22 protein-coding genes, 1 tRNA gene and 1 other RNA gene are annotated in these 25,694 nt (G+C 70.2%); 10 read left to right on the forward strand and 14 right to left on the reverse strand.

The genetic code is table 11. From position 1 onward, the window contains the following. Positions 1 to 15 precede the first annotated feature (15 nt). The 9 genes from ACGGAQ_RS23975 to ACGGAQ_RS24015 all read right to left on the reverse strand — a co-directional run bounded on the left by ACGGAQ_RS23975 (position 16) and on the right by ACGGAQ_RS24015 (position 11,715). Complete coding sequence (locus ACGGAQ_RS23975; RefSeq protein WP_354856455.1) at positions 16 to 1,116, reverse strand: oligopeptide/dipeptide ABC transporter ATP-binding protein; 1,101 nt, start codon at positions 1,114 to 1,116, stop codon at positions 16 to 18. Further along, the gene (locus ACGGAQ_RS23980; protein ID WP_393052611.1) at positions 1,113 to 2,099 is read right to left on the reverse strand and encodes an ABC transporter ATP-binding protein; all 987 of its coding nucleotides are present in this window, start codon (positions 2,097 to 2,099) and stop codon (positions 1,113 to 1,115) included. Before ACGGAQ_RS23980 ends, ACGGAQ_RS23975 begins: the two co-directional genes overlap by 4 nt. 52 nt (positions 2,100 to 2,151) lie before the next feature. Beyond that, a complete protein-coding gene (locus ACGGAQ_RS23985; RefSeq protein ID WP_393052701.1) occupies positions 2,152 to 3,111 on the reverse strand; it encodes an ABC transporter permease in 960 nt (319 codons plus the stop codon). Between the two features lie 65 nt (positions 3,112 to 3,176). Further along, entirely contained in the window at positions 3,177 to 4,184 is a 1,008-nt protein-coding gene (locus tag ACGGAQ_RS23990) for an ABC transporter permease (protein WP_393052613.1), read from the reverse strand. 98 nt (positions 4,185 to 4,282) lie between these two features. Then, the gene (locus ACGGAQ_RS23995) at positions 4,283 to 5,956 is read right to left on the reverse strand and encodes an ABC transporter substrate-binding protein (protein WP_393052615.1); all 1,674 of its coding nucleotides are present in this window, start codon (positions 5,954 to 5,956) and stop codon (positions 4,283 to 4,285) included. A gap of 229 nt (positions 5,957 to 6,185) precedes the next feature. Next, complete coding sequence (locus tag ACGGAQ_RS24000; protein WP_393052617.1) at positions 6,186 to 6,644, reverse strand: hypothetical protein; 459 nt, start codon at positions 6,642 to 6,644, stop codon at positions 6,186 to 6,188. Positions 6,645 to 6,707: 63 nt separating this feature from the next. Next, positions 6,708 to 10,700: an SGNH/GDSL hydrolase family protein gene (locus ACGGAQ_RS24005; RefSeq protein WP_393052619.1), complete on the reverse strand. Its 3,993-nt coding sequence runs from the start codon at positions 10,698 to 10,700 to the stop codon at positions 6,708 to 6,710. Between the two features lie 104 nt (positions 10,701 to 10,804). Then, positions 10,805 to 11,398, reverse strand: a complete 594-nt coding sequence (gene recR / locus ACGGAQ_RS24010) for a recombination mediator RecR (RefSeq protein WP_234583245.1) — start codon at positions 11,396 to 11,398, stop codon at positions 10,805 to 10,807. A gap of 8 nt (positions 11,399 to 11,406) precedes the next feature. Next, the gene (locus tag ACGGAQ_RS24015) at positions 11,407 to 11,715 is read right to left on the reverse strand and encodes a YbaB/EbfC family nucleoid-associated protein (RefSeq protein WP_220090758.1); all 309 of its coding nucleotides are present in this window, start codon (positions 11,713 to 11,715) and stop codon (positions 11,407 to 11,409) included. A 182-nt stretch (positions 11,716 to 11,897) separates the two neighbouring features. Here ACGGAQ_RS24015 and ACGGAQ_RS24020 point away from each other — a divergent pair, with 182 nt between their 5' ends. Further along, positions 11,898 to 12,590 carry a DUF998 domain-containing protein gene (locus tag ACGGAQ_RS24020; RefSeq protein ID WP_393052622.1) on the forward strand — a complete coding sequence of 231 codons (693 nt, stop codon included), beginning with the start codon at positions 11,898 to 11,900 and terminating at the stop codon, positions 12,588 to 12,590. A 16-nt stretch (positions 12,591 to 12,606) separates the two neighbouring features. Here ACGGAQ_RS24020 and ACGGAQ_RS24025 read toward each other — a convergent pair whose 3' ends face one another. Further along, positions 12,607 to 15,489, reverse strand: coding sequence for a DNA polymerase III subunit gamma and tau (locus ACGGAQ_RS24025; protein ID WP_393052624.1), 2,883 nt, complete (start codon positions 15,487 to 15,489; stop codon positions 12,607 to 12,609). A 189-nt stretch (positions 15,490 to 15,678) separates the two neighbouring features. Continuing rightward, positions 15,679 to 15,768, reverse strand: an RNA gene (gene ffs, locus ACGGAQ_RS24030) — signal recognition particle sRNA small type. Between the two features lie 82 nt (positions 15,769 to 15,850). On the opposite strand from ffs, the gene ACGGAQ_RS24035 reads away from it, so the two are divergent. After that, a tRNA-Ser gene (locus ACGGAQ_RS24035) sits at positions 15,851 to 15,935 on the forward strand. Positions 15,936 to 16,024: 89 nt separating this feature from the next. Here ACGGAQ_RS24035 and ACGGAQ_RS24040 read toward each other — a convergent pair. Next, the gene (locus ACGGAQ_RS24040; protein ID WP_393052625.1) at positions 16,025 to 16,246 is read right to left on the reverse strand and encodes a hypothetical protein; all 222 of its coding nucleotides are present in this window, start codon (positions 16,244 to 16,246) and stop codon (positions 16,025 to 16,027) included. Between the two features lie 122 nt (positions 16,247 to 16,368). On the opposite strand from ACGGAQ_RS24040, the gene ACGGAQ_RS24045 reads away from it, so the two are divergent. Together ACGGAQ_RS24045 and ACGGAQ_RS24050 are read left to right on the forward strand one after the other, a co-directional pair. After that, positions 16,369 to 17,970 carry a gamma-glutamylcyclotransferase family protein gene (locus tag ACGGAQ_RS24045; protein ID WP_393052626.1) on the forward strand — a complete coding sequence of 534 codons (1,602 nt, stop codon included), beginning with the start codon at positions 16,369 to 16,371 and terminating at the stop codon, positions 17,968 to 17,970. Positions 17,971 to 18,010: 40 nt separating this feature from the next. Continuing rightward, positions 18,011 to 18,847 carry a class I SAM-dependent methyltransferase gene (locus tag ACGGAQ_RS24050; RefSeq protein WP_393052628.1) on the forward strand — a complete coding sequence of 279 codons (837 nt, stop codon included), beginning with the start codon at positions 18,011 to 18,013 and terminating at the stop codon, positions 18,845 to 18,847. 9 nt (positions 18,848 to 18,856) lie between these two features. Here ACGGAQ_RS24050 and ACGGAQ_RS24055 read toward each other — a convergent pair whose 3' ends face one another. Continuing rightward, complete coding sequence (locus ACGGAQ_RS24055; protein WP_393052630.1) at positions 18,857 to 19,099, reverse strand: flavin reductase; 243 nt, start codon at positions 19,097 to 19,099, stop codon at positions 18,857 to 18,859. A gap of 197 nt (positions 19,100 to 19,296) precedes the next feature. Here ACGGAQ_RS24055 and ACGGAQ_RS24060 point away from each other — a divergent pair, with 197 nt between their 5' ends. From ACGGAQ_RS24060 to ACGGAQ_RS24085, 6 genes are all read left to right on the forward strand, one after another. Then, positions 19,297 to 20,064 carry a Scr1 family TA system antitoxin-like transcriptional regulator gene (locus tag ACGGAQ_RS24060; protein WP_393052632.1) on the forward strand — a complete coding sequence of 256 codons (768 nt, stop codon included), beginning with the start codon at positions 19,297 to 19,299 and terminating at the stop codon, positions 20,062 to 20,064. Continuing rightward, complete coding sequence (locus tag ACGGAQ_RS24065) at positions 20,055 to 20,246, forward strand: DUF397 domain-containing protein (protein WP_393052634.1); 192 nt, start codon at positions 20,055 to 20,057, stop codon at positions 20,244 to 20,246. The genes ACGGAQ_RS24060 and ACGGAQ_RS24065 overlap by 10 nt, the downstream gene beginning before the upstream one ends. A gap of 139 nt (positions 20,247 to 20,385) precedes the next feature. Next, positions 20,386 to 21,081 carry an alpha/beta hydrolase gene (locus ACGGAQ_RS24070; RefSeq protein ID WP_393052636.1) on the forward strand — a complete coding sequence of 232 codons (696 nt, stop codon included), beginning with the start codon at positions 20,386 to 20,388 and terminating at the stop codon, positions 21,079 to 21,081. A 106-nt stretch (positions 21,082 to 21,187) separates the two neighbouring features. Next, positions 21,188 to 21,742 (forward strand): hypothetical protein, encoded by a 555-nt coding sequence (locus ACGGAQ_RS24075; RefSeq protein ID WP_393052637.1) that lies wholly within the window; start codon positions 21,188 to 21,190, stop codon positions 21,740 to 21,742. 92 nt (positions 21,743 to 21,834) lie between these two features. Then, positions 21,835 to 22,329 (forward strand): hypothetical protein, encoded by a 495-nt coding sequence (locus tag ACGGAQ_RS24080; protein WP_393052703.1) that lies wholly within the window; start codon positions 21,835 to 21,837, stop codon positions 22,327 to 22,329. A 158-nt stretch (positions 22,330 to 22,487) separates the two neighbouring features. Beyond that, a complete protein-coding gene (locus ACGGAQ_RS24085) occupies positions 22,488 to 24,917 on the forward strand; it encodes a hypothetical protein (protein ID WP_393052639.1) in 2,430 nt (809 codons plus the stop codon). 101 nt (positions 24,918 to 25,018) lie between these two features. Here ACGGAQ_RS24085 and ACGGAQ_RS24090 read toward each other — a convergent pair whose 3' ends face one another. Further along, positions 25,019 to 25,651, reverse strand: coding sequence for a TetR/AcrR family transcriptional regulator (locus ACGGAQ_RS24090; RefSeq protein ID WP_393052641.1), 633 nt, complete (start codon positions 25,649 to 25,651; stop codon positions 25,019 to 25,021). Positions 25,652 to 25,694 lie beyond the last annotated feature (43 nt).

The following is a 25,694-nucleotide window of genomic DNA, read 5'->3' on the forward strand; positions in this document are numbered from 1 at the left end:
GGCCCCCCGATGTCGTCACGGCGTCGGGATCAACTCACCCGGCGGGTCGAGCGGGCCGGTGCCCTCGGCCGGGCGCACCAGCTCCACCTCGACCTCGTGCGGACGGATCCGGCCGGCGGCGATGTCCTCGGCGAAGTGGCAGGCCACCCGGTGGCCGCCGACCACGTCGCGCAGCGCCGGCCGCTCGCTGGCGCAGCGGGTCGGCTGCGCCCACGGGCACCGGGTGTGGAATCGGCAGCCCGACGGCGGGTTGGTGGGCGAGGGCAGGTCGCCGGCGAGCAGGATGCGCTCCCGACGGTCCTCGACGACCGGGTCGGGCACCGGCACCGCGGACATCAGCGCTCGGGTGTACGGGTGCATCGGCTCGCGGTAGAGGTCGTCGCTGGACGCCTCCTCCACCAGTCCACCCAGGTACATGACGCCCACCGTGTCGGCGATGTGCCGGACCACCGCCAGGTCGTGCGCGATGATCAGGTACGTCAGACCGCGCTCGTTCTGCAGATCCTCGAGCAGGTTGAGCACCTGCGCCTGGATCGACACGTCCAGTGCGGAGACCGGCTCGTCGGCGACGATCAGGTCCGGGTTGAGCACCAGGGCCCGGGCGATGCCGATCCGCTGGCGCTGGCCACCGGAGAACTCGTGCGGGTACTTGCTGAGAGCCGACGCGGGCAGGCCCACCGCCTCCAGCGTCTCGCGCAACCGCCGGTTCGTCTCGGCCTTGTCGCCGGCCAGGCCGTGCGCCTTCAGGCCCTCCACGAGCAGCGACTCCACCGACTGTCGAGGGTCGAGGCTGGAGAGCGGATCCTGGAAGATCATCTGCATGCGGCGGCGGGCGTGCCGCATCGCCTCGCCCTTGAGGGAGCGGACGTCGGTGCCGTCGAAGACGATCTCGCCGTCGGTGGGCTCGACGAGCCGGAGCAGGCCACGGCCCAGCGTCGACTTGCCGCAGCCCGACTCGCCGACCAGGCCGTACGTCTCGCCCTTGCGGATGCTCAGCGACACGCCGTCGACGGCGTAGACGTAGCCGATGGTCCGGTCGAAGAGCAGACCGCTCTTGATCGGAAAGTGGACCTTGACGTCACGCAGCTCGATCAGCGGGGTGGTCTCTTCGGTCATCGGGCCGCCACCTCCTCGGAGACGGGGTTGTTGCAGCGCAGGTCGCCGCCGGTGGCGGTGGGTTCGAGCGGCGGAGGCCCCTCCAGGCAGGCGTCCACGACGTTGTCGCAACGCGGGGCGAACGCGCACCCCTCGGTCCACGGGATGTTGTCGGAGACCGACCCGCGGATCGCGTGCAGCCGCTCACCGCGCGGTGAGTCCAGCCGCGGCACCGAGTTGAGCAACCCGTGGGTGTACGGGTGCCGGGCGTGCGCGAACAGCTCGTGCCGTCGGGCCCGCTCCACGACCTTGCCGCCGTAGAGCACGTTGACGGTGTCACAGAGCCCGGCCACCACGCCCAGGTCGTGCGTGATCATCACGAGTGCGGTGCCGGTGTCGTCGACCAACTGCTTGAGCAGGGTGAGGATCTGCGCCTGGATGGTCACGTCGAGCGCGGTGGTCGGCTCGTCGGCGATCAGCAGTCGAGGCTTGCAGGCCAGGGCGATGGCGATCAGCGCGCGCTGGCGCATTCCGCCGGAGATCTGGTGCGGGTACTCGCTGAGTCGCCGTTGCGGGTCGGGAATTCCGACGGCGTCGAGCAGGTCGCGTGCCTCGCGCAGCGCCTGCTTGCGGTCCCGGCCCTGGTGGCGTTCCAGCACCTCGGCCACCTGGACGCCGATCGGGATGACCGGGTTCAACGACGACAGCGGGTCCTGGAAGATCATGCTGATCTCCCGGCCGCGTCGGTCCCGCATGTCGTCCGGTCGCAGCTTCAGCAGGTCGGTGCCCTCGAAGAGCACCTCCCCGGTGACCTTGTTGCCCCGCTTGGGCAGCAGGCCCATGATGGCCAGGCTGGTCACGCTCTTGCCGCAGCCGGACTCGCCGACCAGGCCGACGGTCTGCCCCGGTTCCACGGTGAAGCTGACCTTGTCGACGGCGGTGAAGGGCCGCTCGCCCCGCCGCTGGAACACGACGCTCAGGTCACGGACGTCGAGCAGGCTCATCGGGTCACTTCCTCACTGCTGTGGTCCATCGCTCGCGATGCGCGCACGGCGGTCACCGCCGGTTCTTCGGGTCGATCGCCTCGCGCATCGCCTCACCCAGCAGGGTGAAGCCGAGCGCGACCACGATGATCGCGAGCGCCGGGTAGTACGCCAGCTCCGGACGGACCTCGAAGTAGCGCTGACCGTCCACGCCGAGCATCAGGCCCCACTCGGCCCGGTTGATGTCCGGGTCACCCAGGCCCAGGAACGAGAGCGCCGCGGCGTCCAGGATGGCCACCGCGAAGGTCAGGGTGGCCTGCACGATCACGGAGGTCAGCGAGTTGGGCAGCATGTGCCGCAGCACGATGTTGCGCTCCTTGACGCCGAGCGCGCGGGCGGCGAGCACATGGTCGCTCTCCCGCTGGGCCAGCATCGAGCCGCGCAGCAGTCGGGCGAAGATCGGCACGTTGACGATGGCCACCGCGAAGATGACCGTCCACTGGCTCGACCGGCTGGCCATCGCGACCAGGGTGATCGCCAGCAGCAGGCTCGGCAGGGCCAGCATCACGTCGGTGAGTCGCATCAGGACGACGTCGACCCATCCGCCGAAGGCGCCGGCGATCGCGCCGATCAGCACACCAAGAGCCAGACCGATGAGGGTGGCGAGCACACCCACGAAGAGGGTCTGTCGCGCCCCGTAGATCATTCGGGACAGGAAGTCCCTGCCGAGCGGGTCGGAGCCGAACGGGAAGTCACCGCTGCCGCCCGGGATGCTGTCCACGGTGAGGTTCTTCGTCAGCTCCTCGAAGCGCTGCACCGGGTCGTGCGGCGCGATGAGCGGGGCGAAGATCGCCACCAGGACGAACAGGCCCACGATGCTGGCGCCGACGATGGCCACCGGGTTGCGCCGCAGCCGGCGCACGGCGTCGCGGACGAGGCTGACGCCGCCCCGGCCGGACGCGCTGGCACGTGCCAACTCGTCCAGTCGTGCCCTCTTGCGGTCGCCGAGCACGCCGATGCTGCGCTCGCTCATGCCGGGGCGGGGGTTGTCGTCCCCGCTGCGGGGGGTCGGCGCTCCGGCCTGGGTGATGGGGTCACTCATCGCACACGCACCCTGGGGTCGATGAAGGCGTAGGAGAGGTCGACCAGCAGGTTGACCACCACGAAGACCAGCGCCGCGAGCAGGATGATCGCCTGGAGCACCGGGTAGTCCCGGCCGCCGCTGATCGAGTCCGTGATCAGCGTGCCGATGCCACCCCAGTTGTAGACCTTCTCGGTGAGCACCGCGCCGGAGAGGAGCGCGCCGGTCTGCAGGCCGATGGTGGTGACCACCGGTAGCAGCGCGTTGCGCAGGATGTGCCGGCCGCGGATGGTGCGGTGCCGCAGGCCCTTCGCCTCGGCGGTCCGCACGTAGTCCTCGTTGAGGACGTCGAGCACGCTGGCCCGGGTGATCCGCACGATCACCGCCAACGGGATGGTGGCGAGCGTGATCGCCGGCAGGATCAGGTGCCACAACGCGTCGGCGCTGGCGTCGAACTCGCGGGTGAGCAGGCCGTCGAGCACGAAGAACCCGGTGACGTGGGTGTTGTCCAGTCCGGTGGTAAGTCGCCCGGACGGTGGGAACCAGTGGATGTTCTGGGTGAAGACGTCCTTGAGCAGGTAACCCAGGAAGAAGATCGGGATCGAGATGCCGAGCAGGGTGCCGGCGATGGTGAGGTTGTCCAGCGATCGCCCGCGCCAGCGAGCGGCGAGGTAGCCGAGCGGCACGCCGAGGCCGACCGCGATGATCATCGCGGCGAGAGCCAGCTCGATGGTGGCCGGGAAGGCGCGGCTGATGACCTCGGTGACCGGGTCACCGGTCCGGATCGAGTTGCCGAAGTCGCCAGTGACGACTCGCTGCATGAACTTGCCGTACTGCACCAGGATCGGCTGGTCGTAGCCGAGCGCCTTGGTCAGCAGGGCGCGGCGCTCGGGCGTGGCCCGCTCGCCGAGCAGCGCCTCGACGGGGCCACCGGGCAGGTTCCGCAGCCAGATGAAGATCAGCGCCGACAGCGCTATGAGGGTCACCACCAACTGCAGGAGGCGGCGGACTATGACTCGCAACATCTCTCACACACCAGACTCTCGATGAATCGCGGATCGGCCCGGGCCGGGAGGAACCCCGGACCCGGGCCGATCACGCCTACGGCGTCAGCCGACGGACGTCACTTGCCGACGCTTACCGTGTTGAATCGCTCGTCGGTCAACGGGCTGGCCACCAGACCCTTGACATCCTTGGTGACGACGATCGCCGGCGGCGCGTGCCAGAGCGGCACGGCCGGCAGCCACTTGGCCGCGATGTCCCGGTTGACCTGCTCCCAGGCCGCCTTCTTGCCAGCGTCGTCGACGGTGCCGTCGGCCTTGGTGATGGCGTCGAACATCTCGGTCATCCCCTGGTCACCGAACTCGACCTTGCCGCGGCCGAAGAACGTGCCGACGAAGTTGCCCGGGTCGTTGTAGTCACCGGTCCAGCCGAGGATGTGCAGGTCCTGCTTGCCGAACTGCTGCACGTCGTCCTTGAAGCCACCGTTCCACGGGCGAGGCACACCGTTGACCTTGATGCCCACGGCCTGGAGGTCGTTGGCGAGGACGGTGAAGATCTCCTGCGGGTTCGGCATGTACGGCCGGGAGACGTCCGGCGGGTAGTAGAAGTTCAGCGTCAGACCCTCGGCGCCGGCCTCCTTGAGCAGCTGCTTGGCCTTGTCCGGGTTGTACTCGTACTTCTGCACGTCCGGGGCGTAGCCGAGCACGGTGTCCGGCATGAACTCGTCGGCGACCTTGGCGCCACCCGGGCCCTTGGTCTGCACCAGCTGCTGGCGGTTGAGCGCGTAGGCGATCGCCTGGCGCACCCGCAGGTCCTTGAGCTTCGGGTTCTTCTGGTTGAGGCCCAGGTAGAGGATGTTGAACGCCGGGCGGTTGATGACCTGGAAGCCCTCGCCCTCCAGCGCCTTGCGGTCGGCCGGGGCCGGGAAGTCGATGCCCTGGACGGTGCCGGCGCGGAGCTCCTGCTTGCGGGTGCTCTCGTCCTTGATGATCTTGATGATCATCTTGTCGACCTTGGCCTTGTCACCCCAGTAGTCCGCGTTGCGGTTCAGGGTGATCTCGTTCTTGGCCTTGTCCCAGCCACCGAAGGTGAACGGGCCGGTGCCGACCGGGTTGGTGGTGGCGAACGCGCTGTACTCGAACGAGTCGCCGTTCTGCTTCACCGTGTTGGCGTCGTACTTCTTCAGCGCCTCGGGGCTGGCGATCGAGAGCGAGGTCAGCGCGAACGCGCCGGGGAACGCCCCCTTGTACTGGTTGAGGGTGACGACTGCGGTGCCGCCGTCCTTCGCCTCACACTTGTTGTAGATCGCCTTGCCGGCGTCCGGGCTCTCGTTGTTGGCGAAGCCCCCGAAGACGTCCATGTAGTAGATCATCTGGGACTGGGCGGCAGCGCCCTTCATGTTGTACCAACGGTCGAAGTTGAAGCAGACCGCCGCGGCGTCGAACGGGGTGCCGTCGTGGAACTTCACGCCCTGGCGGAGCTTGAACGTCCAGACCTTGCCGTCTGGGTCGTGCTCCCAGCTCTCGGCCAGGCCGCCCTGCAGCTCCGCGGTGCCCGGCTTGTGGCTCACCAGGGTGTCGAACATCTGCCGGACCGGCCGGAACGACTCACCGTCATCGTTGAAGATCGGATCGAAGTTCTTCGGGTCACCGGCACCCGCGAAGATGAAGGTGCCGCCAGTCTTGGCCTCGCCACTGCCACCGTCGCGCTCGCTCTTCGCGCAGCCGGCCGCGCCGACCGCCAGAGCGGCAACGGCCGCGATGGCCATGGCCGATTTAAGCCTTCTCGCCTGCATCTCTCACCTCTGTCATGCGCATGACCACGCCGAGCTGTGGCTCGGTCCGTGTGCGGGAGGCTATGACATGTAACACCGGAAGCGGAACGGCCGTCAGGCAATCGCTACCAAGCCGACACCTTGCGCGGACGTCTGACAGTCGACGGCGCGGCGAATACATAGAGCGACACATGAACCCGACGCCACGAACCCAGCCGTCGACGCCCGTTGCCGACGATCTCGGGACGCGTCAGGAGGGCGACGGCCAGGCCACAGGTGGTGGGCAGTCGGCCAGCCGCTCGACGGCCGAACCCGCCGTGGCCGTGCCCAGGTCGTGGAAGGTCACGCGGTGGCAGGCGTTCACGTGACTCACTCCGAACACCACACCGAAAGGGGCGGAACCGTACACGGTCACCACCAGGTCAGGCGCCCGGCGGACCTCCCGCACCTCGACCTGGGTGCCCTCCGCGACCGCCGCCAACCGTTCGTCGGTCGGCGTCGGGTCGCCGGTGGCGACCACCGCCGCGCCGTACGCCTGGGCGTTCCGGGTCACCGCGGCTTCGGCCTCGGCTTCCTGGGCACGGGTGTCCGCGGCGGTTCGCCGGCTCCCCACCTCGATCGCCACGAGGACGCCGGCGAAGGCCAGCGTCAGCACGGCCACCAGCACCGCCGGGGTCCAGGACCGCCTTTCCGGTTGCCGCGTCGCCACACGCCACCTCCAGAGGTACGCCGGTGGGTCCGCGAGTTCGACGCGCGGACCCACCGGATCCACTCAGTTGTATCCCACCGCCGACAATCGTGACGTCACGGCATTGGAGTACGTCACCGCGCCGGTGTCCTTCGGATGGAACGAGGCCCGGCTGATGCAGACGTTGAGACCCGCGGTGATCCAGCCGACGCAGGTCGCGTAGTCGTCGTTGTCCACCATCCGGAAGTCGCCCTCACCCTCCGGGCCGGCGACCACCCCGTTGATGTCGTCCGGTACGAGGATGTCGTGGGTGGCGTCGTACTTACGGCACGTCCCGTGGTCGAGCATGCCGTCGACCATGTCGGTGAACTGCACCTTCAGCCCCGCCGCGCGCGCGCCGTCGGCCATGGTCCGCTCCGCGTCCCGCATGTAGAGCGCCAGCCTGTTGACCATCGCCATCTCGCCCGCCGAGTACCGGCCGAAGACACACGAGTCCTGGTAGTAACTGGCGAAGATGCGGGGATAGCCGACCACCATCACCGTGGCGTTCGGCGCCTTCGCGGCCACCGCGTTGACGAGCTGGCGCACCTGGCTCTGTGCGCTGTCGATCCGCTGCTGGACTGTCGCTTCGTAGCTGGCGGTGTCACAGGCCTGCAACGCGCACGTGGTCATCGTGCCGGGGAAGTTGGCGTCGTTGCCGCCCGCCGACAACAGCACCAGTGTCGTGTTGCCGTCCAGTACGCCGGACTCGATCTGGGACATCTCCCGGAACTGCCCCTCGGCGGCTAGCCCGTAGGCGCCGATCCCGCTGGGCGGGCTCTGCCAGTAGTAGGGGGTGCTCGTGTCCCTCATCTGCTGTGCCGTCGCTCCGGAGCAGGTGACGTTCTGGAAGTCCAGACCCTGGTCGTGGCTCGACAGCCGGCTGGATATCGAACTCGACGAGCCGGGGAGGCGGGTCAACAGCGGCCACGACTTCGTGCTGCGGCGGCAGCCGTTCCATGCCCGGTTGCCGTAGTTGTTGTCCGTCTCGTAGTAGTAGCTGCCGACGCCCTCGCCGGAGCCGTACGAGTCACCCATGGCCACCACGAAGTGTCGCGGCTTGGCGCTCAGAGGGACGAACGCGAGAGCGTCCCAGGCGACGTCCTCGGTGCCGTTACCGTCCTCGGTGATGTTGTTCAGTTCCACCGACTGGGCGCCCGAGTTGGAGAACTGGTACGTCCCGAGGGTCACCCAGCGGTGCGCCTCGGTCCGGGTCGGGATGTACCGGGTCTTCTGCCCCGACCCGGTGTTGATCACGTACTTCGCCTGCTGGGTGTGCGCGCCGTGGTCGGGGATGTGCACCATCACCTTGGCCCAGCCGTTCAGGCGGTTGGTGGGTGTCCAGCGTCCAGTGACCTTCTCCGGCGCCGTGTCGGACCGCTGGGTGTGCGCCCACCAGAAGTGACCGCCGAACCCACCGCCGATCTGGTGGGTGTCCACCTTCCCGGGATAGATGGTCACGTTGTTCGGCCCGACCCGGGACGGATAGTTGAACGAGAACTTCCCCGCCGGCGTGTAGTCGCGCTGGCAGCCCTGCGGGCCGAGTGGGGTGGCGCTGTCGATGTCGTCGATGATCAGCGCGTTGCTCGGCAGCCCGTTCCGGCTGCACTGCGAGTCGTAGATGCTGGACCCGTACGGGCGGGGCTCGATGCTGGTGTACCGCCGGTTCTCCAGACCGCAGTTGACCGAGCAGTCCGTCCAGGTGACCGGCGAGTGCCACCAGCACTTCAGATCGTCCCGGGTGCACGGCCCCGGAGGATCGTCAGGGTAGTCGCCCGGCACCCCGGAGAAGTTCGGGTCACAGGCGTTCTGGGCCGGTACGCAGAAGGTGAACCGTTCCGGCTGGGCGACAAGCTTGTTGCGTTCCTGCGCGGTGGCGTACGTCGCGCTGTAGTTGCCCGTCTCGTAGTTGTAGCGGCGCAGCGAGGTGTAGGCGAAGCCGATCACCCGCTCCGGATACGACCAGTGGTTCGGGTGCTTGGCGTTGTCGTAGCCGACCTGGTCGTCCACCGGCGGGTTGGCGGTGGGCACGTCCAGCGGCTGGGTCAGGAACATCTTGCGGTCCGCCGGGTAGTTGGGGTTGGACGGGTTGTTGGCCCAGCCCACCCCCCAGGGCAGCGTGGGGGCCTGCGGGATCTGGCTGTAGAAACCGGTGTTGTACGCCCAGATGGCGAACCACCAGTTCTCGATGTACCTCGGGTCGCCGTTGTTGGCCACCAGCCCGGCGTTCCGGGTCTGGTTCCACTTGTCCTGCAGGATGCGCAGGCCGGCCGCCACGTTGACCGCGTAGTCCAGCGCCACCGCCTTCTGCTTCGTCGAGTCCCACTGCACGCCCGCGATCCACTGGTCGGTGTCGCTCTTCTTCATCCCGGACGTGACCTGTCCGACGCCATAGCCGCAGTCGGTCTTCGTCCAGTCGATCTTGGTGTAATCCGGGCTCGCCAGATCCAGCCCGTAGTAGCCGAGGCTGGTCAGTGGATTGCCGGCCAGCCCGTCCACGACGTGGTAACTCGCCTGCCACAGGTTCGACTCCTGCGCGAGGATGCCAAGAAACACCTGCGCCGGCACGTCGCCACCACCCGTGAGCGCCATCGACGGGAACATCGTCTGCGGCGAGTACGCGGGCAGGCCGTTGTTCGCCCAGTTGGCCGCGCGCTGGAAGGTCAACTGTCCGCGTACCGCCAGGTCGGCGGCCCACTCCACCTGCTCACGGGTCGGTTGGTAGACCTGGATCGCCGGATCGTTGCGGCGTACCGCGCAGGAGCCGTCGAGGTCGTACGCCACGGTCTCCGGGCTCGGGTCGGCGAAGGTGGTCGCGTTGCCCTTCGCGGCCCCGCCTCCCGCCGCCGGGGCCGCCTGCCCGACGCCGCTGTTCGGCACCACCGTGAAGGCGACATCGCCCCCGGTCCGCAGCCGGGCCTTGATGTCGACCCGGTCCGTCCGCCCGTCGCCCGGCGCGCCGCCCAGCGCACCGGCGGCCTCCCGGCCCGTGACGGCCCTGGTCAACACGAGGTCGCCGGTGCGGGAGACGTCGCTGTCGGGCGGCGCGTCGATCGTGCCCCAACCGTTCGGCAGGCGTTTGCCGGCAAGCCGGCCGGCGGCCCGGCCGCCCACGGCGAAGACGCGGCCGTCACCACCGGCGCGCAGCTTGACGGTGCCCGTCGGCACGGTCGCAACCGGCTGTAGTCGACCACCGGCCAGGCGCGTGAGGTCGACCTCGTTTCCCCTGGCCACCTGGAGGGCGACGTCCCGGGGACCGTCGGCCATCAGCCGGAACGGCGAACCCGACGTCCGCAGCGTCGACCGGACCGCTCCTTCACGATCGAGGGTGAGTAGGGCGTGACCCTTGGCCGCGACGATCCCGTCGCCGACGGGGATCGCCGAGGTGAGCTGACCGGAGGCCACCACCTTCCGGGCGGTAGACGGCTTCCGGGTGTCCACGGTGGCCAGCGTGGACCGTGCCGCCGTGCCGGCCCGCGACGACGCGGGCAGCTCCAGGCGGGACAGCACCGCGCTCTCGCCCGCCCCGCAGCCGGGGTTGTGATAGGCCAGCGAGTAGCGCTCGGGCAGCTTGGAGACCGCGCCGGTGTCCAGGTCGACGACCGCCGCGAAGGCGCCCGCGTTGAGCAGGTTCTCGCGGTTGGTGAACTCGCGCGGGGCGTAGACCGCCACCGCCCGTCGACCCGAGCCGGTCAGGCAGACCTGCCCGATCCACTGGTCCGTCGGCAGGCCGGGCTCACCGAGCGTGGCGGCCGTCCGCCAGCGGTACGCCTCCCTGGCGTCCGCCACCAGTACGTGCAGACCGGTCTCGTCGGACGACGTGGTGACCACCCGGTCGGCGGACCGCTGCCAGGTGGCTCCGAGCCGCCGGTCGGGGTCGAGGATCCGGTCCGGGTCGGCTGGCCGGGTCGGTGTCGCCGGCCGGCCGACGGCGGTCTTCCTGCCGGGGTCGGGGGGTGCGGCCGAGGCCGCTTGTGAGGGCGGGACCAGCGGTGTCAACACCGCGAGTCCGAGTAGGGGGGCCAGGAACCGGCGCACGGTGACCTCCGTCGCGAGATGCGGAGAGAAGAGCCACCATCGTCACGACGGCGATCACCTGACTGTCATCACCGGCTCACCGTTTATTCATCGTCGTCGAAGGGTCAGACGGCCCGGCGGCCCTCGAAGGCGCGACCGAGGGTGATCTCGTCGGCGTACTCGAGGTCGCCGCCGACCGGTAGGCCGCTGGCCAGCCGGGTCACCGCGATCCCCATCGGCTTCACCATCAGCGCCAGATAGGTGGCGGTCGCCTCGCCCTCCGTGTTCGGGTCGGTGGCCAGGATCAGCTCCCGGACCGCCCCGCCGCTCAACCGGGTCATCAGCTCCCGGATGCGCAGGTTGTCCGGGCCGATCCCCTCCAGCGGATTGATCGCGCCGCCGAGCACGTGGTAGCGACCGCGGAACTCACCGGTCCGCTCGATGGCCACCACGTCCTTGGGCTCCTCCACCACGCACAGCACCTCGTCGGTGCGGCGCTGATCGCGGCAGATCCGGCACTGCTCGGACTCGGCCACGTTGTAACAGGTCGTGCAGAAGCGCACCAGCTCCTTGACCTTGCGCAGCGCGCCGGCCAGCCGGTTGACGTCGGCCGGGTCGGCCGACAGAACGTGGAACGCGATCCGCTGGGCACTCTTCGGGCCCACGCCCGGCAGTCGTCCCAGCTCGTCGATCAGATCCTGGATGGCGCCTTCGTACATCTGCCGGCTCAGAAACCGGGCAGGCCGAGGCCGCCCATGCCGCCGGCGACCGGACCCATCTTGCGCTCGGTCAACTCGCGCGCGGCCTCGGCGGCGTTGTGCACGGCCGCGACCACCAGGTCCTCAAGCGTCTCCACGTCGTCCGGGTCGACGGCCTTCGGGTCGATCTTGATGGCCTTCAGGTCACCGGAGCCGGAGACGGTCGCGGTGACCAGACCTCCGCCGGCCGTGCCGGTCAGCTCGGCCTCGGCCAGCTCGGCCTGGGCGGCGGCGATCTGCTGCTGCATCTTCTGCGCCTGCTTCAGCATCTGCTGCATGTTCGGCTGTCCACCTGGGCGCACTGATGGCTCCTTCTCGCACTCGTCTGCTCGGCCGCCGACCAGCCTAACCGCTGGGACCGACCCCGCCCGAACGACCTGCGAGGTATGGCTGGCACCACCCCGAACCGGCCCTCTGCGGGTAGTGCGTCGGCACCCACCGCCCTGGTCTGCTCGACAGCATGAACCTCAACCCCGCGGGCCGGGTCGGCGCACTGTGCTGGGTGATCGCCGCGCCGGTCTTCCTCGTCGCCAGCCTGGTCACCGGCCTGCGCTGGCGCGAGCCGGCCTACAGTTGGGCCAGCCACAACATCAGCGACCTCGGCAACGTCCACTGCGGCGTCTGGGACAGCACCCGGCCCCGGTACGTCTGCTCCCCCTGGCACCCGTTGATGAACGCCGCGATACTCACCACCGCCGTGCTACTCGCCGCCGGGCTTCTGCTGACCTGGCGGTTACTCGGTCGCGGCGCGGTGGTGCGCTCCGCGCAGACGCTGCTGTTGCTGGCGGCCGGCGGGTACGCCCTGGTGGCCCGCTACCCGGCGGACATCGACGAGAACCTGCACGTCCTCGGCGCGTTCCTGATCATGGGACTGGGCAACGTCGGGCTGCTCCTCGCCGGCTTCGCGCCGCACACCACGGTGCTCGGCCGATGGCGACCGCTCACCCTGGCCGCCGGGTTGATCGCGCTGGCGGGGACCGTGCTGTTCTTCGCCCAGCAGGGCTTCGGGATCGGAGTGGGCGGCATGGAACGCGTAGCGGTGCTGCCCCTTCCGGTGTGGGCCTGCTGCCTGGGCGCCCTGCTCGCCGAAACCCCGCCCGACCCCATCGCCCAGGAGGCCGCGGCGTCGGCCGAGAGCCACACCACCTCATGATCGACGGGGCAGGGTGTCAGCGGGCGTCGACCTCGTCGATCTTCTCGGCGCCGAAGGTCTCCCGGAGCAGCCGTACCGCCTGCTCCTCGCTCGACTCCCGGGCGGTCTTCTCGTCGATGACCTCGTCCAACGGCTCATCGCCCGGGTCGAACCCCTCGTAGGTCGGTACCGCCGCCGGTGCCGCGCCACCCGGGCGCCTCCCGCGCTGCGGGCCGTCGAAGTCCGGGTCGTAAGGCGGTTCGCCGGCCCATTCGGCGTCCGCGACGGGCCGGGCCGCCGATGCGGTACGCGCGCCGCGCCCCGCCGCCGCCGCTCGCGCGGCGGCGATGGCGCTGCTCACCGGTGCGCCGCCGGCTGCCGCCGGCTGCCGGGCCGCTGGCGTGGGGTTGGCCGCCCGTGCGTCCGGCTGACCGGTCAGCGCGCCGGAGCCGCCGGAGCCGCCACCGTTCGCCCCCGGGCCGGCGCCGTTCGATCTGGTGTGGGCCGCATCGGCGCCGTTCACGCTGGTCGACACGGGTGCGGAGGCGCCGCCCGAGGCGGGGTCGCGGTCGTCCACGGCGGTACCGCCCGGCCGGGCGGCCTCCGGCCAGTCGTCGTCATCCGTCGCCTGGGCGGCGGCGGGAGCATTGCCACCGGGGCGCGCAGCCTCCGGCCAGTCGTCCTCGTCGTCAGCTGCCGCAGCCGCCGGGGTGTTCGTCGAGCCAGCCGCGGCGGCCATGTTCGTCGAGGCCGGAGACACGTTGGGCGCTGTGTTCGTGGGGGCAGGTCGGACATCCGCCGGTGCAGGCGGCGCGGCGGCAGCGGCTGGCGCGGCAACTGCGGTCGCGGTCGGGGTCGGCGCGGTCGGCTGCGCGGCAGAGGTCGGAGCGGCCGAGGCCGGCGCAGACGGCTGGGCGGCAGCGGTCGGCACGGCAGCGGTCGGCGCGGCCGGGGTCGGTGCGGCAGCGGCCGGGACCGGCGCGGTCGGTGCCTGCGCGGCAGCGGCCGGGCGGGGCGGCGCGGCCGGCTGGGAGCGCGGCGGGCCGGACAGCGACACGCCGCCCCGCTCGCCGGCCACCTCGCAGCGGATCTGCCAGCGTCCGCCCAGCTCCTCGTAGAGCGCGTCGGTGAGCACCGCCGAGTGGTCGGCCATCATCTTGGCCAGCACGGTGGACTTCACCGTCAGCACCAGCATGTCGCCGTCGAGTTCCCGCACGACCGCGTCGCGCATGAGGGCGGCGATCCGCTTGTTGGTCCGGTTGACCTTGCCGACCACGTCGGGCCAGGCCCGGCGAACGGCCACCGCGTCCAGTGCGGCGGCCGGCGCGCCGGGGCGAGGCGGCACGGGTGTCGCCGGGTCGGGCAGCACGGCCGACGGCGGCACCACGCGACGCGGGGCCGGCGAGACGGGTGCGGCGGTCGGGTCAGTGGAGGTCGACGCGGCGACGGCCGACGCACCGGGCGAGGCCGGAATCGGTGAGTCCGCCCCCGAGGGCGCGTGCGCGGCCGGTACGCCGGGAACGCGAGCGGCCGAGCCCGCAGCACCCGAACCCACAACGCCCGAGCCCGCAGCGTCTGCGGCGCGCGCGCCCGGGGCCGGGGACGCGGTCGGGTCGACGTCCCACGGCGGTGCGGAGGTCGGGGCGTTGGCGGGTGCCGGGGTGGCGGCAGCCGGGACCGGAGGGGCGTGCTGTGGGCGTACCCCTTGCTGGGCTGCTGACGCGGAGTCGGCGGCGGCCGACGGCGCGTCGGTGCCGCCCAGGGTGAGCCGGCGTTCCATCCGTTCGAGGCGCTGGAGGAGGCCGCCGGCGGAGTCGTCCACGCCGGGCAGCAGCATCCGGGCGCAGATCAGCTCCAGCAGCAGGCGGGGCGCGGTGGTGCCGCGCATCTCCACCAGGCCGTCGTGCACGATGTCGGCGCAGCGGGAGAGCGTGGCCGGGCCGAGCTGGGACGCCTGGGCGGCCATCCGCTCGATCTGGTCGGCGGGGCCGTCGATGAGGCCCTTCGCGGCGGCGTCTGGCACCTGCTGGATCACGATCAGGTCGCGCAGCCGTTCCAGCAGGTCGGAGGCGAACCGGCGCGGGTCGTGCCCGGCCTCGGCGACCCGGTCGACGGTGGCGTACGCGGCGGCGCCGTCACCGGCGGCCAGCGCGTCGCACATCTCGTCGATCAACGCTGCGTCGGTGACCCCGAGCAGCGCGGCGGCGCGGGCGTAGCTGACGCCCTCCGGGCCGGCGCCGGCGATGAGCTGGTCGAGCACGGAGAGGCTGTCCCGGGCGCTGCCGCCACCGGCGCGAACCACCAGCGGGAAGACCGCCGGCTCGACGGCGACGCCCTCGGCCTGGGTGAGCTGCTCCAGGTACGGGCGGAGGACCTTCGGCGGGATCAGCCGGAACGGGTAGTGGTGGGTCCGCGACCGGATCGTGCCGAGGACCTTCTCCGGCTCGGTGGTGGCGAAGATGAACTTGACGTACTCCGGGGGCTCCTCGACGAGCTTGAGCAGGGCGTTGAAGCCCTGGGTCGAGACCATGTGCGCCTCGTCGATCACGTAGATCTTGAAGCGGCTGCTGGCTGGCGCGAAGAACGCCCGCTCGCGCAGCTCCCGGGCGTCGTCGACACCACCGTGGCTGGCCGCGTCGATCTCGATCACGTCGATGGAGCCGGCGCCGTCGATGGCCAGCGAGCGGCACGACTCACACTTGCCGCACGGCTCGGGGGTGGGGCCCTGCTCGCAGTTGAGCGAGCGGGCCAGGATCCGGGCGCTGGACGTCTTGCCGCAGCCACGGGGGCCGGAGAAGAGGTAGGCGTGGTTGAGCCGGCCGCTGCGCAACGCCTGCGACAACGGCTCGGTGACGTGCTCCTGCCCGATGACCTCGGCGAAGGTACGTGGCCGGTACTTGCGGTAGAGCGCCAGCGTCACTCGTCCCGCCTCCTCTCGACCGAGCCATTCTGCGCCGGTCGGCCGCGGGTGACCACCCACCCCGCCGGGCAGCTTGGGTTACCCCGGGTTGCCGCGCTTGATCGACTCCATCTCGGCGACGTGGCGGTATCCACGGCCCAGAACAGCCCCACATCGGCGACCTGGAGTGGATCAAGGCCCCGGAGACAAAAAGGCCTCCCGTGCACCCGGCAGAGCTCGCTTATCCTTGCTGCCTTCCGGCCCTGGGGAGGTTCACGAGATACCGCCGCACGGGAGGTGACGCCAACCCTACCCGACGGCCCGTCGATCTTCAGGGGGTGGTGGGGTGGCCCGACCGACGGGGGCCTGTATCCTGGCTCGCGGAGGATTCGCCTAGAGGCCTAGGGCGCACGCTTGGAAAGCGTGTTGGGTTTACACCCTCACGAGTTCGAATCTCGTATCCTCCGCTCGCTTGAGCAGGAAGAACGACAGGGCCGGCCCCCACGGGGACCGGCCCTGAATCGTCTCCACCGTCGCTCTCGTCTCAGTTGTCGTCTCACTTGCCATGTTCCGGCCCGTTGGGCCGCTCGTGGCCGGCCTCCCCTGTCCTACGCGGCGGGTCACCCCAGAGCAGGCCGCCGAGCTGCTGCGCGATGTCCCGACGCACCTGATCGGCCATGTGCTGGTATCGGACTGCCACCGCCGAGTTGGACCAGCCCATGATGCCCATCACGGCACGGCCGGAGACGCCGAGGACCAGGAGCACAGGAGCCGGCACCGCGGTGCTTTACACGACGAAGAGTCCGGCCGGGAAAGGCGGACAATCCCTCCCAGGACATGTCTGATCCAATGCTCAATCGAGCCCAGTCGCGTTTGAGATAGACGGATACGATCGGGCGCATGAGATTGAAGAGGCACCGGAACCATCCGCGGATCCGGACTTCCCTCGGGGTCCGCGTTGGTCGCCTCCGGCTGCCCACCATCGTCGCGGTTTACGCGCTGGCCTGCGTGTTCGCGGCATCGCTCCTGGCGTTCACACTCACGACGGCCAGTGCCAAGGGGATGCACTACGGCATTGCCTTCCGACTGGCGCTCGCGACGATCTTCTCCCCCGGAGAGATCCTCCTCGCGGACGGAGAATCCCCGGCCTACTATCTGTTCGGCGGTTTCGCTTCTCTTCTCGGCATTCTCCTTCCGATCTTCCTGTTGAGCGCCTTCGTGTTCAAGTTGTTCCAGCAGGATCCCATTGAATGGCGGAAGGTCGTCTCGCTGGAGCCACGGACGAACGGGCAGTCGGTACTGTGCTTCCGCTTCTACAACGGGACCACCTCCACTCTCATACGGGTCAGCATCCAGGTGATCGCTCGGGTCCGCTCGACCGGGTCGCCGGAAACGGTCAGCAACTTGGCGCTGCCCCTGGGCGCGCGAGATGCAAATAGCAATAAACTCGAAGCGTCCTGGCCGTACGCCCGAAGCGGTGTGCCCTTCACCGTCGTCGCTGCCCTAGGTGAGGGCCTGACCGCGCAGGAGACAATTGACGGCACGATGGTCTGCTTGCCTCGCCGGGACGAAGCCGTAGACAAACGCCGCGTGTCTTTTCTGGTGCTAGTATCGGGCATCATGCTGGACACGGGGAACCCCTTTTTCAGCGCCCGAGAGTACAAGGCGAGCGAGGATCTGCTCTTGGGGCACTTCCAGGAGATCGGAACCGATTACGAGACTCCCCCGAGGACGTGGCCCGGGTGGCCCAACTTCGACGGCAACGGCGAGATCTATGTCTTCGGGTACGGCTCGCTGGTCAGCCCCCAATCGGTGGAGTCCACGCTGGGTCACGAGGTTGACCAGGCGAGGTTCAATTATGCGATCTTGGCCGGGTGGCGGCGATCGTGGAACGTCGCCTCTGACAAGGGCTCACATCCGGAGCGAACGTTTCGGCTTGCCGACGGCAGTGAGTACACCGGCGTGACGGTGGTGCTGGGTATCGAGGAAAGCCGTTCCTCAGCAGGATGCAACGGTTCGGTCTTCCCGGTCTCCCGCCAAGACCTATCCCTACTCGACGTGCGGGAGCGCAATTACGAGCGCCGAGAGGTCACCAGGTGGGTGACCTGGGCGGGGAAGCCGGACCAGTGCACGGTCTACACCTACGTTCCGACGGCCGAGGCGATGGAGAAGCTCGCCGCCGCACAAGCGAGCCGTCGGCAGATCAACGTTCGTGCCGGCTATGTCAATCTGGTCCACCGTGCCTTCGCGCAGATCAACCAGTTGGAGAGCTATCACCTGACGACGGAGCGTCCACCTTTCCCGGTTGAGGAGATGGCGGTTGAGATCGAGCCAGCACTCGCCCCATCGATCCAGCGCGCCCTGAGCGCCTCGTACTTTGGTGATGCCGGGGCGGCGGTCCCGTCAGTGCCCGACGCGCGGACTGCGGCCGACGACACGAGCGTGGTCGCACCGGCCGCGTCGCGCTCCCCTGAGCAGCAGCAACGCCCAGCAGACGGATAACTGGTCGGCTGGGCGTTCTTGCTGTGGTCTCATCGACGCCATGGCGGAGACCGCATGGGAGTGGGACGAGACGTTGTACGCGGGCAGCGCGCACCACTACAGCGTGGGCCGGCTGCCCTATCCGCCCGAACTCGCCGACGCCATCCGTACGGCGCTGGACCTGGACGGCACCGGCCGCCTCCTGGACGTCGGTTGTGGCCCCGGGTCGTTGACGCTGCTGCTGGCGCCCCTGTTCGAGGCGGCGGTGGGGGTGGACGCCGACCGGGACATGCTCGCCGAGGCGCAACGTCGGGCCAGCGAGGCCGGGATCACCAGCGTCGAGTGGCGACACCTGCGCGCCGAGGATCTGCCGGCCAACCTGGGTACGTTCCGGGTGGCCACGTTCGCCCAGTCGTACCACTGGATGGATCGACCGCTGGTGGCCCGGCGGGTCCGCGACATGCTCACGCCCGACGGGGCCTGGGTCCACGTCAGCGCGAACACTACCCAGGGCGTGGCTGGCGACGACCCGCTGCCGTGTCCCCGGCCGCCCTGGTCGCGGATCGACGAGCTGGTCGCAAGCTATCTGGGGCCGGTCCGTCGGGCCGGTCAGGGCTCGCTACCCGCCGGCACGCCCAGTGGCGAGGCGGAGATCATGCTCGCGGCGGGTTTCTCCGGCCCCACCCGACTGACCGTCGAGCAGGGGATGATCGTGGAACGGTCGGTGGACGAGGTGACGGCTGCGGTGTTCTCGCTGTCCAGTTCGGCGCCGCACCTGTTCGGCGATCGGCTGCCCGCGTTCGAGGCGGACCTGCGCGATCTCCTGACGATGGCGGCGCGAGATGGCCTCTTCGCCGAGCGCCGGCGCGACGTGGGCATCGTCATCTGGCGACCCTGACGCCGCCCCTCACCCTCGGGCGCGGGCCCAGGAGAGGAAGCGGTCGGTGAGCCGCGCCGGGTCCACCTCTGTGAGCTGCTCGCTGGCCTCGGTCAGGAGCGTCGCGAGGTAGACGGTCAGCGCCACCCGGTCGTTCCGGTACTCCCCGAGCAGTCGGAGCTTCGCCGCCGAGCAGGGCCAGGCGATGCCGCACGCCTGACATCGCCAGGTGGGTCGGGTCGGCAGGTGGTTTCGGTGGCGACGGCGAGGCACGGGTGAGCCTCCTTTCCTGGTGGAAGGGGTCACCCCGCCTCCGCGTCGGGGCGACCCCGGACTGACGCCGACCGCCGGGCTGCTGCGCCTCCACCGGCCACGCCGTCTTCTGTGGACCACAGTGCGGCGCGTCACCGGGCAGATACAGGGCGTAGCTATATGGTTCTCAGATATTCGAGACATCCGATGGAGGGGCCGTGAACGACGCGTTGCGGGTGGCGCTCAACGACACCGGGCACACCACCGAATCCCTCGCCGAGACCGTCGGCGTCGACCCGAAGACCGTGGCGCGTTGGCTGACCGAGGGCCGCATCCCGCATCCTCGGCACCGCCTGGCGGCAGCGGAAGCCCTCCACAAGGACGTGTCGGACATCTGGCCGGACACTTCAAGACGTCGTGACCCCATCTGGTTTCGTCCGTGGCAGGAGATCGAGCGCGAGGCGGTGTCGCTGCGCTGGTTCGAATCGACGGTCCTGCCGGGGCTGCTCCAGACCGAGGCGTACGCCCGGGCGGTCCTCGGCGGTGCTGGCCTGATCCCGCCGACCGAAATCGAGCGGCACCTCAGCGTGCGGCTCAACCGGCAGGGCGTGCTGAAGCGGGACGACCCGCCCCAGTTCACGGCCGTCATCGACGAGGCGATCCTCCGCCGGCCGGTGGGCGGCCGGGCGACGATGCGCGAGCAACTGCTGGCCGTCGTCGCCGCCTGCGCGGAGCCGCACATCCGGGTGCACGTGGTGCCCAGCGCGGTCGGCGCGTACGCCGGCCTCAACGGGCCGTTCGTGATCGCCCACAGCCACGACCATCGGGTAGCCGGCTACCTGGACAACCAGCTCCAGGGACAAGTGGCTAGCGACCCCGACGACATCGCGGCCATGATGGCGGCATGGGAGAACGTGCGCGGCGAGGCGCTGTCGCACTGGCAGTCGGTCGATCTGATGACGGAAGTGGCGGAGACATGGAGCTGAACGGCGCCCGGTGGCGCAAGAGCAGCCGCAGCAGCGGCAACGGCGGCGCGTGTGTCGAGGTCGCCGACAACCTGCCTGGCGTGATCGGCGTACGGGATTCCAAGGACCCGACCGGCCCGGCGCTCGCCTTCCCGCCGACGGCCTGGCGTGCGTTCGTCACCCAGGTCGCCCGCCGCGCCTGACGCCCGCGGAGGGCTCACCGCCGCAGATCTTGGACAGTTTCCGTTCCAGGCGAACGGAAACTGTCCAAGATCTGCGCTGGTGTCAACGGAACATCGATGGCGGGGCGACCCAGCGCGGGCTCGCGGACGGGAGACGGTGATGACTGTGGTCTTCGTGCACGGCGCCTGCGTCCGTGACGGGGAGTGGTGGTGGTCGCGGGTCGCCGCCGCGCTGCGCGCCGACGGCCTGGACAGCGTCGCGGTCCGGCTGCCGAGCTGCGGCGAGGTGGCGGGTGCCGAGCGCGACTTCGCGGCGGACGTCGCCCAGACCCGACGGGTGCTGCGCGAGGTCGGCCCGGCAGTGCTGGTGGGGCACTCCTACGGCGGGGTGGTCGCGACCGAGGCCGCCGACGCCGGCGAGGTCGCTCATCTGGTGTACGTCAGCTCGTTCCTGCCGGACGTCGGGCAGGCCCTGGCCGACCTCGGCCCGAGCGAACCGGCCCCCTACCTGGACTTCTCCCCGGACGGCACGTTCGGCGTACGGCGTGAGTCGGTGCGCGAGCTCTTCCTCCAGGACTGCGACGAGCAGGCCGTCGAGGGGGCGGTCGCCCGCCTGACCCGGCAGGAGGCGTCGGTGCTCACCGCTGCGGTCGGGCACGCGGGTTGGCGTCACCTGCCGTCGACGGCTGTCGTCTGCGCCGAGGACCGCGCCACGCCACCCGCTCTGCAACGCCTGCAGGCCGTCCGCGCGACCCGGACCGTCGAGCTGCCCACCGGCCATCATCCGATGCTCTCCCATCCACACCTGCTCGCCGACACCGTGCAGGCCGTCGCGGTGCCGCCGGGACGGGTCTGACCGCTTCGGATCGTCCGCAACACCGGTACCGTTCCAGGGACCGGCGGCACCCGGAAAACCGTCGTACACATGTTCTATCCACAGGCTGTGGACGGCGGAGGGTTCGATGGGTTACCAGCTCAGCGCGGTGGTCGCGGACGTGGACCTGCTCCGCGAGCAGACCGCCGAGCTGGATCACGCGGTCCTCGGCGAGCTGCGGCAGGATTTCGCGCTGCTGCCGATCACGCCGCAGTTGGTGGTGGAGTTGACCGGTTCGCTGCCGGATTACGCGACCGACGACCGCACCGTCGCCCACCCGTTCGAGCTGGTGCTGTCGCCGGCGCTGGCCGACCTGCTGGCCCGCTGGTCGCGGTCGGGGCCGGTGGCGTACGTGGAGGCCGAGTTCGGTGGTGGCGTCGGTCGTCAGTCGGCGGCGGTGTGGCTGGGCGGCGCCCTGTCCTGGGGTCCGCGCTTCGACGACGTCCTCGACGCGCCGCGTGCGGAGTGGCCGATCAACGCGGCACTGGTTCAGCTCGGCGTCGAGCGGGGCGCGTGGATCGACCCGTTCGCCGAGGTGGGGTTGCATCTGGAGCGCAACACCGACGGCTGGCTGGCGCACGGGCGGCGGCGACTCAGCGCCGACTACTGGGACGAGCTGGTCGAACAGTGGGAAAACCAGTAATCCGGCGACGGGCAGCAACCTGAGCGGCCCCGTCCCGTTGGGGACTGGGGGATTCCATGAAATTGCGACAATTCGCGTTTATTGCCATGCTGCTGACTGCTGCCTCGATCGCGGGCAGCGGCACGCCACCGCCCGGCCCGATGCCACCGAACCGACCCGCGGGCAACGTCGAGGTCATCGACCTGAACGGCCTGCGCAACATCGAGTTCGGCGACACCGAGGCCGAGCTGACCCGCCGGGGCGTCCTGCGTACCGACCAGGACGCCTGTGGACCGGTGCTCACCGGCCACGACACGGTCAGTCCGGTCTTCGTTGAGGACAGACTGGTGCTGCTGTGGGTCGGTGACCCGATGCGCACCCCGGAGGGCATCACGGCCGGCTCGCCGATCGACGAGGTCTGGGCGCGCTACCCGTCCGTCACGCGGCTGCCCGCTCCACAGGGGACGCACCGGCTCGACGGGCTGCTCGCCCGCAGCGGCGACCGCGCGTACCTGTTCCTGCACGACGGGCGCACGGTCCGAAAGACCATCGCCGGGTACGCCGACTGGGCCCGCCGCCTCTTCGACGAGGGCGCCGCTCCCTGCTGAGCGACCGGTCCCGGTCGATACGACAAGCCGATTGTCGGCGATCGGCCATCGTGAAATTATCCCCTCGCTCGTGCAGATCGCGCGACAGAACACGGGGGGACATCGTGCGTACAACCGTGCTCAATCCATGGTGGAGACACCTGGCAAGGTGGGCCGCCGTGGCGGCCCTGAGCCTCACGGGGGCGGGCCTGCTGGCCGGCCCCGCCACCGCCGCCCCGACGGCCGAGCCGTCGCCGCGACCGACGCGGACAACTGAGCAACCGCCCGCCGCCACCGCGCCCTCGAAGCCAGCACCCACGGCCCCCGCCCCGGGCCGGACCACCGCGGGTCCGACGACTGTCGTCGGCCTCTCCGCCGCCTGCGGCGGCCAGCTCCCGCTGGGCCAGGTCAAGAACTGCGCGTCGATCGTCGGCACCGCACAGCAGATCTGGAAGGTCACCTCGACGGTTGACCAGGACACCCTGTACATCCGGCTCCGAGAGGTCTCCGGTGATGGTGTCGGCGCACAGGTCAAGGGCGCCGATGGCACCACCGTCTGCTACGTCGGCCCGTACCTCACGGAGTGCAAGCTCGGCGCCGCCGGCACCTACCGGGTCACGGTGACGCTCGACTACGGGACCGGCAAGGGCGCCTATTCGCTGTCGGCGGAGTCGATGCGTACCCCGTCCAGCTGCGGCAACCTGCCCGCGAGCTTCTTCTCCTTCGCCTCCACGGGCCGCAGCGGCACGCTGCCCGCCGGCCTTGCCGCCCGCTGCTTCACCTTCAAGCAGCCCACCGGCACGGTCCTGCACCTCGCCGACCCGGGCGGCGCCGAGGACATCCAGGGCAGCATCCTGGACGCCCTGTTCCAGCCGATCTGCTCGGTGCGGTACCCCACGGAGTGCACCCTCGGTGAGCCTGGACCGTACCGGCTCTTCCTGGAGGAGACCTACGGCAACAAGGCCGCCTACACCCTCAAGATGCCCCGGATCTCGCAGTCCGTCGGCTGTCCGGCCCTGCCCCTGACCGCGTTCGGAGACCCGGGCGCAGCGGTCGGGACGGGCACCGTGCCACCGAACCAGGGGATCAGCTGCCAGTCGCTGCGGGTCACCGCCCCCGGCCGGCTGATCGTCCGCTTTGATCAGAACGCGAACCAGTACCTCGACTGGCGGCTGTACGACGACGCCGGACATGTGGTGTGCGCGGAGTACGAATCCTGGCGGTCCTGCGCGGCACCGACGGCCGGGGCCTACACGCTGGTGGCGCAGAACTGGAACTGGGAGCCGGTTACCTACCGGGTGGCGGCAGCCCGCCTCGACCAGGCCGAAGGTTGCGCCGCCCCCACTGGACTCAACTGGGACCAGCCGGCCCTGACGGTGCATCAGACCTCGGCGGTGCAGACCAACTGCCAGCCGTTCCACGGCGAGACCGGCGAGCGGGTCATGGTCTACCGGGCCCCGGACCGGTACAACGACGTCTACTCCTGGATAGTCGATGAGCAGGGTGGCGTGCTGTGTACCGATTCGTCGGAACAGGACGGGTGCGTCCTCCCCTCCACCGGGACCTACCGCGTCGTCTCCTACCTGAACAACTGGGCCGCCGACAGCGAGGATCTCACGTACAAGATCCAGGTCCGTCGACTCTCCGACGCGGCCGGCTGCCCGACCATCACCCCGGGCACGTACAACTCGGCACCGGCCGGCGCCCTCGGTGGCATCCGCTGCCGGACCCTGGACCTTCCCAGCGCCGGCGTGTACCGGGTCACGGCGGTGGACGCGGAGAACTATCGGTCGTACGCCACCGTCTACGACTCCGCCGGAATCAAGGTCTGCACCGACACCTGGTGCGAGATCCCTGCGGCGGGGAAGTACACCATGGTCCTCAGCGGGGGCGCGACCGGCTCGGTGATCGACAATGACTTCCTCTACGCCGTCGCGCTGCTGCCGTGGAAGCCGTCGGATTGCACGCCGGTGTCCGACACCGGCTGGCAGGACGCCCCGCGCCGGGGTGGGTTCGACGCCGCTGGGCAGCACAACTGCCTCCAGCTGCCCAGCCCGGCGGGGGCTCACGTCGCCGAGTTGCTGGCTGGGGACGTGACGGCTGCGACCTCACCGGAGATCAGCGTGCTGAACGCCGCCGGCGAGCAGGTGTGCGACTACTCCTCGCTGCGTCAGTACAGCTGCGAGCTGACCGGCGAGGCGCCCTTCTCCGTGCTGCTCACCGCGGATGAGGGATCCCCCACCGCCTCGTACGCCGTGGGCTTCGCCCGGGTCGACGGGCCGCCGGCCTGCCCGGTCCTGCCGGGGGACGCGGCCGGTGCCACGGTGACGACCGGAGCGGACCACTTCGCGGTCTGTTACACCGTTCCGGCCGACCAGCGCGCCAGCCGGGAGAGCTTCACGTGGACGCGTACCGCCGGCTCCGGTGACGCCCGCATGTCGGTCTTCGACAGCCAGGGCATCCGGTACTGCGGCCCCACCAGCCCGGCCGTCGAACGGACCATCACCTGCACCCTGCCCGCCGGTCCGGTGACGGTGATCCTGGAGACGGATGCCGTCGACGCCTCGTACCGGTTGACCCACCGGGACGGCAACGCCCCGACTGCGTGACGGGCGGCGGGCCGGTCCTCCACGTGGCTGGAGGGCCGGCCCGCCGGTCATCCACAAAGCACGGCCCCCAACGCCTCGCGGCGCTCGGCCGGGGCGGCCGCTCAGGCCGGGTTGTCCGCGGACGCGGGAGCCCGCGCCCCGGACACGGCGGCGAACCCGGCGAGCGCGATCTCCGCCGTCTGACGCAGGTCCTCCCGAGCGACACCGGCGGCGGCGTGTATCGCCTGCCCCTCGGTGACACTCATGACGAAGCGGGCGAGCGCGGCCGGATCGGCGTCGGCGGGTAGGTCGCCTTCGGCGACGGCGCGGGTGAACCGGTCGGCGAGGGCCAGCTCACCGGCCAGGCGGCTGCTGGCGAGGAACCCGGCGACCGCGGCGTTCTCGCTGGAACAGGCGGTGCCGCCCTGGATCGACAGGCAGCCGGCCGGCCGGTCGGGCCGGGTCACGGCGAGCACGTTCTCGCGCAGCAGAGTGGCGACGACCTCGTACGCGGTGGGATGGGCGAAAGCGTTCCGCGCGTACTCCATGTCCTGTTCGGCGTAGCGGGCCACGGCCTTGCGGAACAACTCCTCCTTGCTGCCGAAGGCGGCGTAGAGGCTGGGCTTGTTGATGCCCATGGCGGCGGTGAGGTCGCTCATCGACGCGCCCTCGTACCCCTGGCGCCAGAACACCTCCAGCGCGCGCTCCAGCGCCTCGTCGGCGTCGAAACCGCGTGGTCGCCCTCGTTGTGGCACTGCCCACCACCCCCTCGGCTCATCCTACCCGTGTCGAAAACCG

The organism is Micromonospora sp. NPDC047557, assembly GCF_043205095.1.
Classification (GTDB): Bacteria; Actinomycetota; Actinomycetes; order Mycobacteriales; family Micromonosporaceae; genus Micromonospora.

Bases quoted from the DNA above. Each gene is read 5' to 3' on its own strand.
- ACGGAQ_RS23975 (WP_354856455.1), bottom strand. From the start codon at position 1,116: ATGACCGAAGAGACCACCCCGCTGATCGAGCTGCGTGACGTCAAGGTC.
- ACGGAQ_RS23980 (WP_393052611.1), bottom strand. From the start codon at position 2,099: ATGAGCCTGCTCGACGTCCGTGACCTGAGCGTCGTGTTCCAGCGGCGG.
- ACGGAQ_RS23985 (WP_393052701.1), bottom strand. From the start codon at position 3,111: ATGAGCGAGCGCAGCATCGGCGTGCTCGGCGACCGCAAGAGGGCACGA.
- ACGGAQ_RS23990 (WP_393052613.1), bottom strand. From the start codon at position 4,184: ATGTTGCGAGTCATAGTCCGCCGCCTCCTGCAGTTGGTGGTGACCCTC.
- ACGGAQ_RS23995 (WP_393052615.1), bottom strand. From the start codon at position 5,956: ATGCAGGCGAGAAGGCTTAAATCGGCCATGGCCATCGCGGCCGTTGCC.
- recR (WP_234583245.1), bottom strand. From the start codon at position 11,398: ATGTACGAAGGCGCCATCCAGGATCTGATCGACGAGCTGGGACGACTG.
- ACGGAQ_RS24015 (WP_220090758.1), bottom strand. From the start codon at position 11,715: ATGCAGCAGATGCTGAAGCAGGCGCAGAAGATGCAGCAGCAGATCGCC.
- ACGGAQ_RS24020 (WP_393052622.1), top strand. From the start codon at position 11,898: ATGAACCTCAACCCCGCGGGCCGGGTCGGCGCACTGTGCTGGGTGATC.
- ACGGAQ_RS24045 (WP_393052626.1), top strand. From the start codon at position 16,369: ATGAGATTGAAGAGGCACCGGAACCATCCGCGGATCCGGACTTCCCTC.
- ACGGAQ_RS24050 (WP_393052628.1), top strand. From the start codon at position 18,011: ATGGCGGAGACCGCATGGGAGTGGGACGAGACGTTGTACGCGGGCAGC.
- ACGGAQ_RS24065 (WP_393052634.1), top strand. From the start codon at position 20,055: ATGGAGCTGAACGGCGCCCGGTGGCGCAAGAGCAGCCGCAGCAGCGGC.
- ACGGAQ_RS24070 (WP_393052636.1), top strand. From the start codon at position 20,386: ATGACTGTGGTCTTCGTGCACGGCGCCTGCGTCCGTGACGGGGAGTGG.
- ACGGAQ_RS24075 (WP_393052637.1), top strand. From the start codon at position 21,188: ATGGGTTACCAGCTCAGCGCGGTGGTCGCGGACGTGGACCTGCTCCGC.